The organism is Streptomyces sp. NBC_01003, from assembly GCF_045162695.1.
Classification (GTDB): Bacteria; Actinomycetota; Actinomycetes; order Streptomycetales; family Streptomycetaceae; genus Streptomyces.
Genome location: NZ_CP108707.1, coordinates 9972673 through 9989204, shown reverse-complemented (window position 1 = coordinate 9989204; position 16532 = coordinate 9972673). Strand labels below are relative to the sequence as shown.

Genomic DNA, 16532 nt, shown 5'->3' with positions numbered 1-16532 from the left:
GTCGGTCCGACGCACAGTCGGTCCCTCGCCCCCCGCTGCCCCGGCTCCCATCCCGTCCGCCGTCGACCCACACGTCTGTGGAGCGGGCGTGGTTCATGGGTCCAGGTGGCCAGGAGCTCTCGCGTACCTGGAGACCTCTGGAGTTCCTCAACTTGGACAGCGGTACTTCCGCCAGCGGATGCGTAGTTGATCCGTGACGTGACCTGCCTTCGAGGTGTGGGCGGTTGTCATCGTTAGGCATCGCTGAGCGTCCTCCCACAGCCCAGAGACGGCCCGGGCGGGGCATGGGCGGCTCGCTCCGTCCGGCTGGGTTCGCTGTGCTCGTGTCAGGCACCGGCTAGAGATCTTTAAAGGTGCGGGCTACGGCGGGTCGTGGGCCGCGCTATGCCGGGACAATGCCCGCCTAGCCCAGGAGGAGTGCGACATGACCGATGACGAACTGTTCGAGGCTGTCCGGGCCCGGGTCAGGGCGGGACGCCCAACCGATGAACCTTCCGAGGTGACGGTGCCCGAACCCGCTTCCCTCAGCGCCGTCGAGGAGGTGGAGCGAGTTGTGGGCTACCCCCTACCACCGCTGGTGCGTCGTCTCTATCTTGAGGTAGCCGACGGAGGTATCGGCCCGTTCAGCGGCTTCTACCCATTGCTCGACGGGCCCGGGTCAGGGGCCATGCTCGTCGGCTATGTCGAGTTCCTCACTTGTGTTTTGGCCCCAACGGACCCACCACCCACACCCGCTGGGGTGTTGTTCTTCTGTTTCGAACATGAGATGTCGGGGATGCTGTTGGACTTCCGCCACCCCGAGGGGCAGATGTGGCTCTGGGATCAAGGGGATCGGCACAAGCTGGATCTGACCTTCCCTCAGTGGCTGGAGGCGTGGCTCGGTGGGCGTCTGACCGACCAGTTCTTGGAGTCGCGAAAGTTGCAGGACGAGTCGTGGGTGGGTTCCTGGGTGAGCGAAGAGCTGCCCCCAAGCACGTTCGAGGTGCCGGACTCGCTCTAGACTGGTGCTGACAGCGGCTTCCTGACGAGCTCCACCCTGGGGTGCAAGTCGCGTTCCACCCCGGGGTCGATCCATGCAGGGCCTGCTTCTGCTGACATGGGCTCGTGACTTCTTTCTTGCCTCGCATCTGGCCCAGCTTGGACGGCAAGCCAATTCCTTCAAGGGGAACGGCCGAGGTGTTCCGCGTCTTTGCCCGCGAGCTGGCTGTTGGGTGCCGGTCCTGGGATGGCAAGACGTCCCACTTCATCGCCGACCAGTTCGATCAGATGGCCGCCGAGTGGGACACCACGTTGGCAACGGGTCGAGACGAACCGCTGCGTGATGCTCTGGACCGTGGCGGACCCTTCCCTGATGGCGTGTGCCTAGAACTCGGATCAGGAACAGGGCTGTTCACCGAGCTACTCCGCAGCGAGTTCCCCCGCGTGATCAGTGTCGACCTCTCCGAACAGATGCTCCACCAAGCTGTCGGCCGCTCACCAGCTCGTGTCCGCGCCGATGCCGCCGCGCTCCCCCTGACCAATGCCCAAGTGTCAGCCATCGCCGCGATCGACATGCTGCTGTTTCCTGCCGAGATCGTTCGCGTGTTAGCTCCGGACGGCGTGCTGTTGTGGATCAACCAACTCGGTGAGGACGGCCCCCTGCACCTGCCTACGACAGACGTCGCCGATGCCTTGCCGGGCGATTGGCAGGCTGTCGAAGCCAATGCGGGATGGGGCAGCTGGGCAGTGCTGCGCCGATCCCGCTGACGCTCTCTCACCCATGCCCCCACCTCCTCCTCAACCCACCACTCACCCCAGCTCCCATCCCGTCCGCCGTCGACCCACACACCGTGGATCGGGCGTGGTTCCTGGCGTCCAGGTGGAGCGCGCCACTGTACGAACGACCTGGACGCCACGGGCCGCGTCTGCTCAGCTCTGCCTGGGGCGACGGTGGACGGGATGGGAGCACACAACGCTCACCACGAACCGGCCGGCACTCGCGCACGACGCCCCTCCCCTCCCATCCCAGAGTCCGAGCGTCCCCGCCGGAGGCATGCCTTTGGCCCGCGGATGACATTCTCGCTTCCCCCCGCATGCACGCAGCGGCGCCACCGGGCGCGGCCAGCCGGGGCGAAGAGAGGTGGGCGCCTGACGGCCCAGAGACGGCCCAGCACACTGTGACGGGCTTCCTACCGGCATCAAAGGCGCAGTTAGGAGGCCAATTCACGTCTGACGCCTGCCAGCTCTCCGGGCTTAGAGGTTGTCTCACGAGGCAAGTTTCGCGAGCTTCTTGTAGCAGGTCAGGGCGGCGGCCATGGCCAAGCCTCGGCTCTGCCAGTCGTTGCGGACCACGTACGGGATCTTGAGACCACGAGCAGCCCATGGCAGGCTCATGCCGCATGATCGATGAATTCGCGAAAGACAACCTGCACGGGAGACTGCGGCGGGACCGCAAGGCGCTGCTCTGGAAACTCGACGGCTTGTCCGAATACGACGCCCGCCGACCTTTGACATCGACCGGGACCAACCTCCTCGGCCTGGTCAAACACGTGGCCACCGTCGAGGCCAGGTACTTCGGCGAGGTCTTCGACCGCCCTTCCCCGGAACCGCTGCCCCGGTGGCAGGACTCCAACGGCAGCGATCAGTGGGCGACCGAGGACGAGACCCGCGATCAGATCATCGGGTTCTACCGGCGCACGTGGGAACACTCGGACACGACGATCAACGAGCTTCCCCTCGACGCCCCCGGCCACGTGCCGTGGTGGCCGGAGCCTTATCCGAACACGAACCTGTTCGCCATCATGGTCCATGTCCTCGGCGAGACCATCCGGCATGCCGGGCACGCCGATATCCTGCGCGAGGGCCTCGACGGCCGGACCGGGTTGCGCGCCGAACTCGAGAAGCAGATCGACGAGGAAGCCCGTGCAGCCTACCGCGCGAAGATCGAGCAGGCCGCCAGGTCGGCCGCACCCATCAAGGCTTAGAGGTTGTCTCACGTGACTTGATGCTCGTGCGGCATGCCGGTCGTGGGTGCTGATCTGTCGAAGCGTCTGGTTCCTGATGAACTCTGGGAGCTGGCCGCCCCGTTGCTGCCGTCGTTCGCTGCTCGTCCGCAAGGTGGTGGGACCGCTCCGTGTGACGAGCGGGCCGATTTCACGGCAGTGCTGTACGCGCTGACCAGCGGCTGTGCCTGGCGGCATCTGCCGCCGACGTCCGGCACGTCGCCCCCACCCCCCACCGCGCATCGCCGCCTCACGGTATGGACCGAGGCCGGCCTGTGGCGTCGGCTGCACCGGGCGGTGCTGGACGAACTCGGGGCCCCGGGCGAGGTGGACCGGACCTCGGCGATCGTCGACGCGGCCTCCGTCCGCGCCAAAAGGGGGGATCGCTGACCGGGCCGAACCCGGTCGATCGCGGCAAGAAGGGCAGCAAGCTGCACGTGCTGTCCGATGCCCAGGGCATCCCCCTCGCCGTCGCCGTGTCCGGCGCGAACATGCACGACAGCCTCGCCCTCAAACCGCTCATCCGCGGCATACCCGCCGTCCGGTCCCGCCGGGGACCACACTGGCGCCGACCCGTCAAACTCCGCGCGGACAAGGCGTACTTCTCCGCCGAACACCTGGCCTGGCTGCGCGAGCGCGGGCTCGTCGCGCGCACCGCGCGGCCCGGCATCGAGTCCGGCGAACGCCTCGGTCGGCACCACTGGAAGACCGAACGGTCGATCGCTTGGCTCTTCGGCTACCGCCGCCTCACCGTCCGATACGAACGAAAGGGCTCGCACTTCCTCGCCTTCCTCGGCCTGGCCGCCGCCCTGACCGGCTACAAGAAGCTCCCGAAACTTGCCACGTGAGACACCCTCTCAGTGCTCGCAGAGGGAGAATTCTCGTTCGTAGAGCTGCTCGTTGTGTTCGTCGACGAAGAACTTGCGTTCCTGCATGAGTTGTTCGCGGTAGTTCTTGGCCTGTTCAAGCGTCATGGTCGAGGTGTCGGACCATGGTTGTTGCGGTGGCACATCGGATGTCGAGACGATCTTTTCCGACGGGTCGACCAGGAAGAACGCGAGAATTTTCCGATATCCCGGGCGGCTGGGGTCCGTGAGGCGGAATGAGCCGACGCGGTGTTGCAGGATGTTCGGGAACGCCAGGCAGCGGCCCGCTGGGGTCGACGTCGATCCCAGCATCTGGTTCAGTGCGTCTTCGTTCTCCAGGCCGTAGACCTCACGCAGGCCGTTGTCGTCGTTCTGTTCGTAGTTTGGGTCGTCGAGTGCCGCCCGGAAACTCAGCTGGCTTTCGGTGATGTTTTCGCTGTCCCAGTAGTAGATGCCGGTCGAGACGATCCGCTCGTTCATCATCCCCTCGACATGCCAGGAACCGCCGGGGTATTCGGGCTTGTCCGGGGTGAGATGAATGGTGGCGAGCTTGACGATGACCTGGAGACGGCGGCCGCGCAGGTCGACTCGGGCGGATTCATCGGGCAACTCGGGCGGGGTGAAGGCCGGGGCGTCCGGGATGGCCGGGCGGCGGTTTTCCCACCAGTCGTCCTGGGCCTCTTCCCATGCACGGAGGGCTTCTGCGTGGGCCCCATCATCACTGTAGGAGGATTTGGGCGGATACTCCGGCTCCGATTCGTACCACCCGTAAGGATCGGCCTCGATCCGCAGGGGCCGCGGGTGCCGCAAATCGGTGAGCACGTTCTCCAGCAGCGGGCGCAAGCGCGCGAACAAGTCTGGCAGGACGGAGGCCAGTTCGCGATGAGTCTCGGGGTGGACGTTGTTGACGTACGAACGGAAGGCGACATCGCCGTCGTCACTGACATCGACGTCCGTGGGTAGCCACTGGAATTTCTCCGAGAATTCGTACCTCGAGTAGCGGTCCGTCGGGTTCTGCCAAGCCCTCTCGGGCGCACCGCTCACCTCTCTCACCAGGCAGAACAGTGAGGGATGAACCAGATCCAGTACCTGACCGTCGGATCCGGGATGCCAGTCCTGTTCTGCTTCGGGGACCTGCTCCAGAACCCGAACCGCTTCGCACAGCCGGGATCTGAGCTTGTCGTCGACCAGCGTGTCCGACTGCCACACCCCATCGACGGCGGACACCTCGACGCCGGTTCGTCCGTCCCGCAGCGCGGCGTAATGCAGGAGTTCGGCAAGTACGTAACGAACCTGCGCTTCGGTGAGGCCCTGGGCGACCGCTTCTTGCGTCCACCTGGCGACGATGTCGGCATCGTTCATCTTGTCGAACCACCCCGGCTTCGCCCGAATGAGTGAGCTGCACTGCATCATCTGAAGTTCCCGCAGCGTTCGGGGTGTCGCGAACGATATGGAACGGGAAGCATGAAAGGGCAGCGGGAAAGCAGTCAGGCCAGTCAATTCTCTTGGTCCTCCCAGTCGGTGTGCGGTGGCGGGAAGGATACTTCAGCAGACTGACACCGCAGCCCTGGTCCCTGTCATCGCTGTTCCGGGAGCCAAGGCTTCGACGTAGTCGCATGATGTCCGGTTCGCGCTCATTCGAAGCCGAGGAGTGCGAGGGGGAGGCGGAGGTTGCAGGCGTTGCGGCGCAGGCCGGCCGTGATGTCTTCACTCCGGCTGCGCGAAGGGCCCCGATGGCGAGTCTTGGAGCTTGAGCGGGTCTGGCTGTAGTCGACCTGTCACACCGTCACAGATATTGAAACCTCCCCCAGCTAAAGCAGGGGGATTCCTAGCTCACGTCGCCTGATCCCCGACGGAGATACAGGTCTTACACGACCAGCACTAGCCGGGACAGAGACCAGCCCGGACGAGCATCACACGGGCTGAGTTTTTGTCCCGAGGCCGGGACACTCCACACGCGGTGCACGTATACGTTCGTTCTGAGAGAGGCAGCGCGTGCTTGGTTCTCGCTCCGCAGTCTGCGCAGTCCATCGTGGTGTGCGCCGGGTGCACCAGGTGCACGGACCGGCCATGCTTACGGCCCATCTCGACCAGGGCTGTCTTCGTCGCGCCGATCGCCGCGTCAGCGGCCTTCTTGGCCATGGTGGACTTCGCGAGGAACTTCGGCCGGAAGTCCTCCACGGCCAGAGCGTCATGATCGCGGACGACCATCTTGGCCCACTTGCGGGCGGTGTCCTGACGCTGCCGGGCCACCTTCTTGTGCAGCTTCGCCGTCTGCCGCTTCGCCTCGCGGTAGCCCTTCGATCCGGCGTGTCCACGCTTCGGCTTACGCCGGGACATCATCCGCTGATAGTGCGCCAAGCGCTGGGCGGCGTTCTTCCCGTGCTGCGGGTGGGCAAGGTCGTGGTCATCGCTGGTGGTGGTCGCGGTCTCCTTCACACCCCAGTCGATCCCGATCACCCGGCCGGTTCCCGGCAGCGTCTCGGTCACGCTCGCCACGACGAACGACGCGTACCAAACTCCGGTGCCATCGCGGTAGACGCGGACGCTGGAGGGTGGCTTCGAAAGGGCCCGCGACCACACGACCGTCACGGCGATGCCGCCTGCCAAGTGCAGGCGGCCGTCCTTGAGCCGAAAACCCCGCTGGGTGTAGTTCAGCGACAAGTCGTCCTGGTGCTTCCTCTTGTACTTGGGCATCCCGGCCCGCCGCCGCATCGGCAAAGCGGCCTTGATGTCCTTCAGCGCCTTCGCCCTCGACTTCGCGAAATCGCGTATCACCTGCTGCTGAGGAACACTGGAGCCCTCGCGCAACCAGCCCATGCAGGTACGCGCCTCGGTCAGCATCTTGTCCAGCCGAGCCGGACCACACTTCTCATTCTCAGCGTGCGCCCTCTTCGAACGGGCGCAGCACTCATTCCACAGCCACCGACACCGCGCCCATTCCGCTTCGAGGGCGCCCGTTGCGGTGGACGACACACGAAGGCGGAAGGTGTAGCGGGCATGCCCGACACCTGCCGTCTCCTGCACCGCGGTCATCATGAACAGCAACCTATCCGGGAGGACTGACAGTTGAGAGTTCCGATCCAATGTGGGCCGCCTCACCACCACGACGAGTGGACGCCGACCCGCCCTGCCGGCGAATCGGCTTCTCCTGCCCTGCTCCGCAGGAGTCCGATTCCTCCCCGGCCTGAAGGCCGCGGCATCCTCGGAGGAATCCGGTGAAAGGAGGGTGAGTCGGGTCCTGGACACAGGAACCCCGCGGCCGTGGGTGATCGCGACTATTCTCTACGCAGCTTGATCACCTGGACACATCCGCTTGGACGGCAGTGAGCAGGGCCTGCTTGAAGCAGCTCAACTTCCGCCAAGGCGATCGGAGTTCACGCCTTCGGGCGTAGATGAGCCAGGAGACATGCTCGACGAGCTCGTACGGGACGTCGAGCATGGAAGTATACGGAACCATCAGGGCCACTCGGTCGCCGGTGTGGCACTACCTCGGCCAGAGCACTGACACGGTCGCCTCCCAGCGAGCGGCCCTGGCCTATGCCGACACTCATCTCGGCCGCCTGATCGACCAGCTCACCGCGAGAGGGCCGTGGCTGGTGATCCTGTGCGCCGACCACGGGGACGCCTACGGGGACGATGGCTTCCACGGACGCGGCATAGTTCACCCCAGCGTGACGACCGTGCCGTATGCCGCCTGGTGGCATTCGTGACGGGTACGCTCACCGCCCATGAGCGATACACCCACCCGCGATGCCTGCGTGGTCGTCGCGCTCGACGAGGCACACCATGTCGCGATCCTCAGCGCCGACTTCCCCGCGCACGGCGGCGAGTACGTTTTTCTGCCCAGCGGACGGCGCGAGGCCGATGAGCACGCGGCCAGTTGCGCCCGGCGGGAATTGAAGGAGGAGGCTGGAGTCACGGCCTCCTCCTTCACGCATCTGGGCAGCTATGCCATGACGCTCAACTCAACGGCCCGTATCGACCTGCTCCTGGCCAGGGGGCTCACGCGCGGGCCCCAGGAACTGACCGACGGCGAAAAGGACTTCAAGCTGGAATGGTGGCCCCTCGACGCCGCGCTCGCCGGCGCAGAGCAGGGCCGCTTTCTTCTGTCCGCGGGCCCGCTTGCGCTCCTGCTCGCCGCCCGCCTGGTATCCGAAACCCGGGCGCCGGCCGTGGACAGCACAACGTCCGCCAGCCGCTGAGGGCCATCGGGTCGCACCGCGACGGGCACGCATCAATCGGCGCGCCGGGCCGGGTGTTCGCGCACGGCCGTCAGGGTGGCCAGGGCCATGTCCCACTCCCCCAGGTCGTCGTCCAGGTGCTCGCCGGGCTGCTCGGCGGTGTGCATCCCGTACGCCCACACGCTGATCGCGTACTCGCGGGCCGCGTGGGGGCTCATCGCGCCGATGCGCCAGCGGGCGTCGTCTAGTTGGCGGGGTCTCGTCGGCTGGACACGCGCTAGCCTCCGAGGTCGTGCGGCGATAGGTGGGTGACGTCGGACTCCGCAGTCGCCGGCACCGGTGCGGTACTGCTCGGGGCTGATCCACCCCGGGACGCTCCTGGAGTACCGGGCCGTGTGCGTTCCGACTGCGCTGAGCGTGTGAGTTCAGACGTCCGCACGGTGTGGTGGTTTCGCCTCGGCCGGACGGCATCCAAGGGTAGGTCTGCTCTGGCCACGCCCGCACGCTCGACAAGGGAACAAGCATGCCAATGCTGCCACCCATCGGCGCGGAGATCCCGTGCAGCATGCTCGCAATCAATATGCCCCTCACGATCCGGGGCTCATGCATCACCGTGGACTTCAGGGGAGGTTGGAACCACCGGGTCGGCGTCAACCCCAATGACTATGAGAACAACGGACGCACAGTCCACTCGTAACAGATCGCATCGGAAAGAGGGGACGCATGACCGACATCATCGCAGGGGTGGAAATTCCCGAGACCTCGGCCGTGGCGGAGGCCACGAGCCACCTCCGGGAAACGATCACGCCCCTGATCTTCCATCACTCCCGGCGTGTTTTTCTCTTCGCCTCCCTGCACGCGCGCGAGCTGGGCCTGCAGCCCGATCCCGAGCTGCTTTACATCTCCGCGATGTTCCACGACACCGGCCTCCTGACCCCGTTCTCCGAGGAGGAACAGCGTTTCGAGCTCGACGGCGCCGACCACGCTCGCAAGTTCCTGCTCGACCGCGGGTTCCCCGAGAGCGCCGCCGAAGTGGTCTGGACGGCGATCGCGCTGCACACGACGCCGGGGATTCCCGGCCGGATGGGCCCGGAGATCGCTGCCACCAACTACGGCGTTCTGACCGACGCGGTCGGCTGGGGCCTGGACGGACTCGAGGGCGACCAGGTGGACGAGATCGTCGCCGCTCATCCGCGCGGAAACTTTAAGGAAGAATTCGTACAAACGTTCGTCGAGACTCAAGGACCGTCCGGACACCACGTACGGGACCATCAATGCGGACTACCTGGAACGCTTCGTTCCCGGCTTCCACCGCACGTCCGTGATTGAGCGCATCACCAATGCGCCCTGGTCGCAGTGAGCCAGCAGCAGTCCCGGCGTGCCGATGAAACCGCTCGGTTCCCTCCGCGGACCTCGTCCCCTGGGACGACGCGCCGCCTTCCCCGTTCTGACGGTCACCACCGTCGTACTGATGCCGACTGCAAGTGCACCCTCACCGATCTATCCCCTCTACCGGGAGCGCTGGGACTTCTCGGTCACCATGGTGACGGTCGTCTTCGCCGTGTACGTCGTGGGGCTGCTCGGTGCCCTCCTGACCCTCGGTGCCGCGAGCGATCGCCTGGGGGAACCGCCATCAGTGGGCTAGCGGCCGGGCTGGTCGACTTCTCCCCGGCGAGACACCCGCAGGTAGGGAGCACGGTGACGGCGGTCGGCACGAGTGTGGGCCTGGCCGCCGGCGCCGCGGTGGTGGGGCTGCTGGTCCAGTCGGTCCCCCACCCCGACACCGCCGTCTTCTCCGTCCTCACCCGGGTCTTCGTGCTCCTCGCGGTGGCGATCTGGCTCATCCCCGAGAGGTGGCGTCGCCGGTCGGCGCCCCCGTCTCCCTCCGTCCCAGGGCGGGGCTCCCCCAAGGATTCCCGGCGCCGGTTTCTGGCCGCCGTACCCGCCCTCGTGGCGAGCTGGTCCGTCACGGGGCTATTCCCCGCGCTCACCCCCTCAGGTGGTCACCGGCGTCCTGCACGTCACCCAGGGAGCCGCGGGCGGACTCGACATGGCCGCATTGTTCCTGGCCGGCGGCATGGGCGGCATGTGCTCAACCCACCACACGGTGCGGCAGGCCACGCGCTGCTGGGCGCGGTTCTCCTGACCGTGGGATCGGCCAGCCTTGCGGTGGCCATGGCCCTGCCACGCAGTCGTGCGCGCGGTCGAAGAGCGCGTCGGTGACCTCCTGCGCCGCCGTCACGACGGGCTCGGGGGCTCGCAGTTGAAGGGCGGCGAAGGCGAGACGCCCCGGCTCCAGGTCCATGGATAGGCCGATTTCACTCGCGTCGTCCCATCGCTCCTCGTCGACCGCTTGGTACGAGCGGCGCAGACTTCGGTCGGCTTCGCCGGGCCCCAAGTCGTGAACGACAAACGCCTGCGGGACGCGGGGTCTATCGAGGTTTCGTTAGGCTTCTGACCTACACTCAGAAGGCTGGCGTCGTGCCTGGCCAGGGATGGCTGCAGGAAAGCTAGCCGTTGCGTCCCACGCCTCCTGACTGAGCGGCGAGCTTCGCCGAGTGCCCCCGCTGCCTCTTTGGCTGCCGGGGGAACTCCTCAACCCGTGTGGCACGCTCAGCCTGGCGGGCGTCTCCTCTGGAGCCAGGCTCACCGATGGGCCATGCAGGCGCCCGCCTACTGGCATCTGTCGGCCAGCGGGGGCTGCGCTGTCAGTCAGCTGCCGGCCAGCCCAAAAACCGCTGGGTCAGATGCAGTTGGGTACGTGTACGGTCTCGATGAGTCCGAACGTCGCCGACTGGTCCCTCTGCTGGGGCGCCGTACGCGTTCCATGCACGACTTCCTGCGAGACCAAGCGGCCCAAGGTGTCCGGCCCTGGGCAACGCTGTGGGCTCAAGGCCACGGTGACACCTGGCGAAACGACGCCGAATACAACGAGCAACGCGAAGACCAGTGGGTGCACGCCCTGCTCGCCGATTCGCGGTCTGACCTGGTCACGCTCGGCGATGGTGCCGGGGCGTCTGGTCGTCTTGCCCACGTTGTTTGCCCTGCCACTGCAGACTCCCCAAATGAAATGACTTCGAAGTGCCGGTGCAGCTCCTCGTCGACCCGGTGCCAGCTGATGTCGCGATCCGGTCCCTCGATGTAACCGTCGGGGGAAACCGACATGCCCAGAATGATGTCTCGCATCTCAACTCACTCATTTCTCGCAGTGATCAGCGCTGTACGGGTTCCAGGTCCGTGGTGCGCGCTCTCGCGGCCGCGCACCACGGCCGCCGCCCCCACCAGAAGAACGAGCGCGCCCACGCCGAGGACGACATTGCCGAGCAGAGACGTCGTGTACGGGACGCCCATGTCGCGCGCGTGCCGGAACCCCACCCACACGTAGGTGAGCAGCGAGCCGCCCGCAAGGGCGAGGCGGTGCCGCGCGCCCCAGCCCCGGCCGCGCGACCAGTACGCGCACAGTGCCACGACCGCGGCGACCAGGACGCACCATGCGCCGACCGTGCCCCAGGCCGGCACCCCGTCCGGCAGGAACTCGCGGCCCCAGTAGAGGCTGGACGCGGCGAACGCCGTGGCGCCCACCACCCACGACGACGGAGCGGTGCGCCCGGTCGCAGAGGCCGAGTGGGGGCGCCACGTGAACGCCGCCGCCACCAGCGCGCCGATCACGACCGCCGCGCCGCCGAACTGGGCCGGTGACGCCATGAAGTGCTCGGAATCGGCCTGGGCGAAGGCCAGGAACAGCGACCCGGCGGCGAACACGACGCCCGTGACCCCGAGTCCGGCCGGGCCGAGCCAGGGACGCGTACGGTCGCGGCTGAACGTCTCGACGATCGCGATCGGCACGCAGATGCTCCAGACCGTGTGCATCGACAGCACGTCCTGGACCATTTCCACGCTGACGCCGAGCACCGGGACATGGGTTCCGGCGTAGGCGAGCCCCATGTCGAAGCCGCCGTAGTGCGGGTTCCACAGCATCTGGTCGATCGGGCCCTCCTCGAGCAGGGCGTAGGCCGCGCCGAGCAGGATCATCGTCGGCCAGCCGCGCCCCGCGCGTCGGGTCGCCTCGCGGATCAGCAGGGCCCCGCCGCCGTACATCGGGGCCAGGAGGACGAGTGAGGGCAGCGCGGTGACCGGCTGGTTGCCGAGGAGGAACTCGCCCACCAGTGGGGCGAGCAGGAACAGGGCGGCCGCGAGGAGGAGGCGGTGACGTGGTCCGAGTTCGTGGAGCATGACGTCGACGCTAGGGACGCCGGGCGGCGCGGACATCGGCCGAAAGTCCACGCCTGCCGGTCACCTGGCCAGAGTCGGACCGGCCGGGCGGACGGGGGGCGGCGTGTGTCAGCGGGCGCCCGCGTCATGGACGAGGAGGGCGAGCTGCATGTGGTTGTCGAGGCCGGGCTTGGCCAGGGCGCTGGAGAGATGCGCCTTGACCGTGCCGACGGAGTGGCGGAGCCTGGCGCCGATCTCGCCCGAACGAGCTGTTGACGACGGCCAGGGCGGGTACGGCGAGCAGCCCACCACTACGAGGCAGCATGGCCAGAACGCCTGTCCCGCTTCACCGCCGCCCACGGGAGCTCCCCCTCGTCTGGGACTCCCGGCTGGCCAAAGTGCCGGATGTCCCAGGCCAGCATCCGCTCCTCCACCCTCGCCGGCTGGGCCGCCGACCTCTGCGAACGGGAGGACTGTCCCCTCACCGAGTACGGGTGCGTTGAGGCCGTCGTCGACGGATACGCGAAGCTCCTACGCCTCAACCTCCCATGGCTCTGCGACGAACACCCCGCCATCCGCGAGATAGCCGACGAACTCCGATCCACCGTCGGTCAGGCCCGCCGCCTCATCGACGGCGAACGCCCGCCGCGTCTACGTCATCTGCCCGTACAACCAGCCCCTCGCATTCACCCTCGACATGCTCGGCCTGCGCTGCCCCAACTGCCAGGCCCAGCACGGACATGCCGCCCTCCTCGGCCTGCCGCTTGCGGAGCGGAGCGGAGCGCGGCGTAACCCGTCTGGGTGGTCGATCGGAGCGTCGCGTCGACCACTCGAATGGCTTGACGTAAGCAGGCTCCATGAGCTCCATCAAAGGCCTGTTCGACGTGCCTCTGCCGCACCCTGAAGTCACACTGATCCTTCCTGGTAACGCAGGGAAGGTGCGGGTGTGTGCCACGCAAGTGTGGGCAACCGACGACCTCTTGAGCCACCTCATCGTCGAAATGCCGACCTGGGAAAAATGGACGGAGAACCTCGACGGTATGGAAGTTCATGGCGTCAAGCCGTCCACTCTCAGCATGTGGGTGCCCCTGTCATCTATCCGCGTTGAGGCAGGCGAGATGAAACGAATCTGGTCGGTGATCATGGAGGCGCTTGAAGTCGAGGCCTCTGCCTAGTACTCCAGCTGTAGATCGTGATCTTCATGTCTGGGATGCGGCCTGTTGCCGGTAACGGCCGGTGCGTGATAGCCCCTGGTGGCGGCGCGAGTCGGACCAGCAAAGTCGGTGGGAACCCGGCGATGGGCGCCCGTCGAGTATCCGCCCGGCCCGTCGCCAGGTTCCCACCGACACGTGCGCTCGATTGCCGCAGCCGATCCGCCACTAAGGTGGTTGCCCGGTACGGCCGCGTCGACCTGCTCTGCATCGACGAATCGGGTACATGGAACGAGGAGAAGAACAGCGCCGCCATCGCCTCGAACGAGTCGTTCGACGGCTGGGCCAAGACCTTCACCGATCCTCGGCTCTGCGCCGCCATCGTCGATCGACTCGTCTTCAACGGCACCATCATCGAGACCGGCGCCGGCTCCTACCGCCTCGCCACCACACGCGCCCGTGCCGAGCAGCAGGCCGCCGCTGGCTGACTGGCGTTGCGTCGCCTGAGGCTGCCCGCCGGACCTGAGACCGGCGAGCTAACCCCGAGCGATAGCAGGGGGTCTGCGCTCAAGAGAAGGGATCATTTCGCTAGGAGTTCTTGCTCTGGCGGGACAGGCTGCCCTACCCCGCGCCTTCCGGCGGCTCACCGCGGCCAATTGTCATTGACCAGCGCACCGTTGACGGTGCTTGGACCGAGACCGTGCCCTTTCTCCACTCCGGCGACGCCAACCTGGTTGTGGGGGGTGGTGACTTCACCATCGACGCACTCGCCACGTCGGACCGCCCGGCCCATCGCTGCGGCCGCTCCGTTCTCCACGCCCGCACCACCGCGGCCGAGACCCTCCTCAACGGCACATCCACCTGACACCCGGTCAACCCCGAAGGGCTTCCGGATCCGATCACTTGGCACTGGCTCAACGGCCTCGTGGAGCCCCTGAATGGCACCTTCCTGAGCGGGATCCAAGGGTGCCGGGTGTTCTGGGGCATCGGTCGGTGCGGCGGCACGCAGTGCTGCCTGGACCTGGCGGTTGCTGGTCATGGTCGAGGTGACGGCGGTCATGGTGAGCAGGAGGCCGGCGGCGGTGTAGAGCGGGGTGCGCACGTCGTAGGTGGTGGCCAGCCAGCCGCCGAGGAAGGCGCCGAGCGGGGCGGCGCACATAGCGAGCATGCGGGAGGTGGAGGCGACCCGGCCCATCAGGTGGGCGGGGACGATCGACTGTCGGAGGGAGGGGCCGAGCACCATCGTGGCGCCCATGCCCGCTCCGCAGACGGCGAGCGAGAGACCGGCGACGTACGGGTTCGGGGCGGCGGCAAGGCCCAGGATGGCGAGTCCCTCTACTGCGGCCGTGCAGGTCAATGCGGTGCCGGTGCCGAGTCGTCGGCCGAGGGAGGAGGCGATGCCCGCACCGAGCAGACCGCCGGCGGCCTCCGCCGTGAGGAGCAGGCCGAAGCCGTAGGTGTCGATGCCGAGGCGGTCGCGCGCGAAGAGGGCGAGGACAGTCTCCACAGCGAGGAAGGCGACATTCCCGACCGCCGGGCGGAGCGCGAGCCCGAGCAGCAACCGGTCCCGGAACACGTACGAGGACCCGGCCCGCGCCTGCCGAAGCAGCGACTCGCGGACCTCCGACACGGGGCGGGGCATGGCGGGCAGCGTACGGACGAGCAGTGCGGAGAGCAGGAACGACACCGCGTCGGCGAGCAGCGGAACCGCCCGCCCGAGCGCGAGCAGCGCACTGCCCGCAGGCGGCCCCGCGAAGCCGGACATGGCGGTCTGGGCTCCGCGCAGGCGGGAGTTGGCTCGCTCCAGAAGTGCGGGGTCGCGGCCGAGCAGATCCGGCAGATAGGCCGTGGCAGCCGTATCGAAGAAGAGTCCGCCGAGGCCGAGCAGGAAGGCGACGGCCGCGAGCAGCGGAATGCTCAGCACGTCGAGCGCGGCCGCTGCCGCCGGTATCGCGAGCAGCACCGCACGCGCCGCGTCCGCGACCCACATCGTGCGCCGACGGTCCCAGCGATCCACCAGCGCACCGCCGAGCACCCCGAAGAGCAGCCACGGCAGCGTCCCGGCGGCCGTGACGACGGCGAGCGCCATCGGATCCCGCGCCAACGTCAGCGCGAGCAGCGGCAGCGCGGCATGCGACACCCCGTCACCGAGCGAGGACACCGTCTGCGCAGTCCACAGCCGTCCGAACCCGGTCGGCAACTTCGCAACGCCTGAGGTCACTTGGCGCCCCCCTCGGCCTGCTCCCGCGGTGCCGGGTGGAACAGTGCGAAGATGAGTGACGCGTCGGGCAGCGACGGATCGGACAGCTCCCGGTACTCGTCTGCCAGTGCCTGCAGCCGCGCCCCCAGCTGCGCGAACTGCTCCTCGGTTAGCCGCAGATGCGCCATCCGCACGTGCCGCTCGCCATCCACCGGCGACGCCTCCAGGTCAGCCACCGCATGCCGCATCATCACATCCGGCCCTCCCTCGCCCGGGTCCGGCAGCTCGATCGACCGTGCGGCCATCGCGTAGTACCGCTCGGTGACACCCCGCACCTTCCGCGTCCGTACCACCTTCACCAGGCCGGCCCGCTCCAGCAGCCGCACGTGGTAGCTGGAACTCCCTTTCGCAAGGCCCACCCGCTCGGCGATCTGCGTAATCGTCGCCGGCTCGAAGCGGAGCACGGCCATGATCCGGTGGCGCGTGAGATTCGAGACGGCGCGCAGCTGCTCGTCCGTGGTGACGTGAAACGTCTCGGGAAGATCATCGGTAGGCATGCGAGCAATGGTCAACGATTCTTGACCATTGCGCAAGGGGGTTTAGCTAGGTCTCCCGAAATCGTCTGTCCAGCACGTGACTTCGGCTTCATCGCACTGCACGAGAACCTGGACACCACGACCCCGGCGGTCGTCTCGCCTTCCAGGCCTTCGCCGCGCTTGCCGATCGCCGTGGCCCCCCGCAACACGTCCCGCCAGCGCCCCGAATGCGGGTACACCAGCACGGAGAACCGGCCCACACAGGAAAAGTTCCACTGCGTCTCGTGCGGCCACACCACGCACGCGGACACCGTGGGCGTCCTGAACGTTCTACGGGCCGCGCTGGTCCGTCGCGAAGCCGCGGCGGCGTAGCGAGTCGCCGTCATGGGAACCGCCGACTCG

The 16532-nt window shown here is 67.3% G+C and carries 17 protein-coding genes and 5 pseudogenes; 13 read left to right on the top strand and 9 right to left on the bottom strand.

All coding sequences use genetic code 11. The annotated features are described in order from the left end of the window. Positions 1-424: 424 nt before the first annotated feature. Both OG698_RS46090 and OG698_RS46085 read left to right on the top strand, forming a co-directional pair. Positions 425-1000, top strand: a complete 576-nt coding sequence (locus OG698_RS46090; RefSeq protein WP_406110296.1) for an SMI1/KNR4 family protein — start codon at positions 425-427, stop codon at positions 998-1000. 137 nt (positions 1001-1137) lie between these two features. Continuing rightward, the gene (locus tag OG698_RS46085) at positions 1138-1746 is read left to right on the top strand and encodes a class I SAM-dependent DNA methyltransferase (protein WP_406110294.1); all 609 of its coding nucleotides are present in this window, start codon (positions 1138-1140) and stop codon (positions 1744-1746) included. Positions 1747-2244: 498 nt separating this feature from the next. Here OG698_RS46085 and OG698_RS46080 read toward each other — a convergent pair whose 3' ends face one another. Next, a complete protein-coding gene (locus OG698_RS46080; RefSeq protein WP_406110292.1) occupies positions 2245-2373 on the bottom strand; it encodes a hypothetical protein in 129 nt (42 codons plus the stop codon). Positions 2374-2378: 5 nt separating this feature from the next. Between OG698_RS46080 and OG698_RS46075 the strand changes: the two genes are divergently transcribed. Then, positions 2379-2963, top strand: coding sequence for a DinB family protein (locus tag OG698_RS46075; RefSeq protein WP_406110290.1), 585 nt, complete (start codon positions 2379-2381; stop codon positions 2961-2963). 42 nt (positions 2964-3005) lie between these two features. Further along, positions 3006-3829 (top strand): IS5 family transposase gene (locus OG698_RS46070; RefSeq protein WP_406111660.1). Its coding sequence is split into 2 segments (ribosomal slippage): positions 3006-3354 and positions 3354-3829, totalling 825 coding nucleotides; the frame shifts between segments, so codons are not numbered across the junction. A 9-nt stretch (positions 3830-3838) separates the two neighbouring features. Here the strand turns inward: OG698_RS46070 and OG698_RS46065 are convergent. From OG698_RS46065 to OG698_RS46055, 3 genes and pseudogenes are all read right to left on the bottom strand, one after another. Beyond that, positions 3839-5347, bottom strand: a complete 1509-nt coding sequence (locus OG698_RS46065) for a DUF4246 family protein (protein WP_406110289.1) — start codon at positions 5345-5347, stop codon at positions 3839-3841. Between the two features lie 381 nt (positions 5348-5728). Continuing rightward, positions 5729-6883, bottom strand: coding sequence for an RNA-guided endonuclease InsQ/TnpB family protein (locus OG698_RS46060; RefSeq protein WP_406111658.1), 1155 nt, complete (start codon positions 6881-6883; stop codon positions 5729-5731). Positions 6884-7166: 283 nt separating this feature from the next. Further along, positions 7167-7330: pseudogene (locus OG698_RS46055) on the bottom strand (IS5/IS1182 family transposase); the annotation flags it as partial. On the opposite strand from OG698_RS46055, the gene OG698_RS46050 reads away from it, so the two are divergent. Both OG698_RS46050 and OG698_RS46045 read left to right on the top strand, forming a co-directional pair. After that, positions 7327-7560 (top strand): sulfatase-like hydrolase/transferase, encoded by a 234-nt coding sequence (locus tag OG698_RS46050; RefSeq protein ID WP_406110287.1) that lies wholly within the window; start codon positions 7327-7329, stop codon positions 7558-7560. The pseudogene OG698_RS46055 and the gene OG698_RS46050 overlap by 4 nt on opposite strands. An 18-nt stretch (positions 7561-7578) precedes the next feature. Beyond that, positions 7579-8052, top strand: a complete 474-nt coding sequence (locus tag OG698_RS46045; RefSeq protein ID WP_406110285.1) for an NUDIX domain-containing protein — start codon at positions 7579-7581, stop codon at positions 8050-8052. 32 nt (positions 8053-8084) lie between these two features. On the opposite strand, the gene OG698_RS46040 is transcribed toward OG698_RS46045, so the two are convergent. Further along, on the bottom strand, positions 8085-8249 hold the full coding sequence (locus tag OG698_RS46040) for a hypothetical protein (protein ID WP_406110283.1): 165 nt from the start codon (positions 8247-8249) through the stop codon (positions 8085-8087). A gap of 505 nt (positions 8250-8754) precedes the next feature. Between OG698_RS46040 and OG698_RS46035 the strand changes: the two are divergent. From OG698_RS46035 to OG698_RS46020, 4 genes and pseudogenes are all read left to right on the top strand, one after another. Beyond that, positions 8755-9391 (top strand): annotated as a pseudogene (locus OG698_RS46035) (HD domain-containing protein). 111 nt (positions 9392-9502) lie between these two features. Then, entirely contained in the window at positions 9503-9676 is a 174-nt protein-coding gene (locus tag OG698_RS46030; protein WP_406110281.1) for a hypothetical protein, read from the top strand. 354 nt (positions 9677-10030) lie between these two features. Further along, positions 10031-10177, top strand: coding sequence for a hypothetical protein (locus tag OG698_RS46025; protein ID WP_406110279.1), 147 nt, complete (start codon positions 10031-10033; stop codon positions 10175-10177). A gap of 618 nt (positions 10178-10795) precedes the next feature. Continuing rightward, positions 10796-11002, top strand: a pseudogene (locus OG698_RS46020) (aminoglycoside phosphotransferase family protein); the annotation flags it as partial. A gap of 221 nt (positions 11003-11223) precedes the next feature. Here the strand turns inward: OG698_RS46020 and OG698_RS46015 are convergent. Continuing rightward, positions 11224-12264: a hypothetical protein gene (locus OG698_RS46015; RefSeq protein ID WP_406110277.1), complete on the bottom strand. Its 1041-nt coding sequence runs from the start codon at positions 12262-12264 to the stop codon at positions 11224-11226. A gap of 108 nt (positions 12265-12372) precedes the next feature. Next, on the bottom strand, positions 12373-12603 hold the full coding sequence (locus OG698_RS46010) for a hypothetical protein (RefSeq protein WP_406110275.1): 231 nt from the start codon (positions 12601-12603) through the stop codon (positions 12373-12375). A gap of 497 nt (positions 12604-13100) precedes the next feature. Between OG698_RS46010 and OG698_RS46005 the strand changes: the two genes are divergently transcribed. After that, positions 13101-13418, top strand: a complete 318-nt coding sequence (locus OG698_RS46005; RefSeq protein WP_406110273.1) for a hypothetical protein — start codon at positions 13101-13103, stop codon at positions 13416-13418. A gap of 194 nt (positions 13419-13612) precedes the next feature. Further along, positions 13613-13882, top strand: a pseudogene (locus OG698_RS46000) (ATP-binding protein); the annotation flags it as partial. 452 nt (positions 13883-14334) lie between these two features. On the opposite strand, the pseudogene OG698_RS45995 reads toward OG698_RS46000, so the two are convergent. Continuing rightward, positions 14335-15594: pseudogene (locus OG698_RS45995) on the bottom strand (MFS transporter); the annotation flags it as partial. 17 nt (positions 15595-15611) lie between these two features. Then, positions 15612-16151, bottom strand: a complete 540-nt coding sequence (locus tag OG698_RS45990; RefSeq protein ID WP_406110271.1) for an ArsR/SmtB family transcription factor — start codon at positions 16149-16151, stop codon at positions 15612-15614. Between OG698_RS45990 and OG698_RS45985 the strand changes: the two genes are divergently transcribed. Continuing rightward, positions 16071-16502 carry a zinc ribbon domain-containing protein gene (locus tag OG698_RS45985; protein ID WP_406110269.1) on the top strand — a complete coding sequence of 144 codons (432 nt, stop codon included), beginning with the start codon at positions 16071-16073 and terminating at the stop codon, positions 16500-16502. The two genes, OG698_RS45990 and OG698_RS45985, sit on opposite strands and share 81 nt — an antisense overlap. Positions 16503-16532 lie beyond the last annotated feature (30 nt).

Bases quoted from the DNA above. Each gene is read 5' to 3' on its own strand.
- OG698_RS46045 (WP_406110285.1), top strand. From the start codon at position 7,579: ATGAGCGATACACCCACCCGCGATGCCTGCGTGGTCGTCGCGCTCGAC.
- OG698_RS46075 (WP_406110290.1), top strand. From the start codon at position 2,379: ATGATCGATGAATTCGCGAAAGACAACCTGCACGGGAGACTGCGGCGG.
- OG698_RS46005 (WP_406110273.1), top strand. From the start codon at position 13,101: ATGAGCTCCATCAAAGGCCTGTTCGACGTGCCTCTGCCGCACCCTGAA.
- OG698_RS46060 (WP_406111658.1), bottom strand. From the start codon at position 6,883: ATGACCGCGGTGCAGGAGACGGCAGGTGTCGGGCATGCCCGCTACACC.
- OG698_RS46040 (WP_406110283.1), bottom strand. From the start codon at position 8,249: ATGAGCCCCCACGCGGCCCGCGAGTACGCGATCAGCGTGTGGGCGTAC.
- OG698_RS45990 (WP_406110271.1), bottom strand. From the start codon at position 16,151: ATGCCTACCGATGATCTTCCCGAGACGTTTCACGTCACCACGGACGAG.
- OG698_RS46030 (WP_406110281.1), top strand. From the start codon at position 9,503: ATGCCGACTGCAAGTGCACCCTCACCGATCTATCCCCTCTACCGGGAG.
- OG698_RS46080 (WP_406110292.1), bottom strand. From the start codon at position 2,373: ATGAGCCTGCCATGGGCTGCTCGTGGTCTCAAGATCCCGTACGTGGTC.
- OG698_RS46015 (WP_406110277.1), bottom strand. From the start codon at position 12,264: ATGCTCCACGAACTCGGACCACGTCACCGCCTCCTCCTCGCGGCCGCC.
- OG698_RS46090 (WP_406110296.1), top strand. From the start codon at position 425: ATGACCGATGACGAACTGTTCGAGGCTGTCCGGGCCCGGGTCAGGGCG.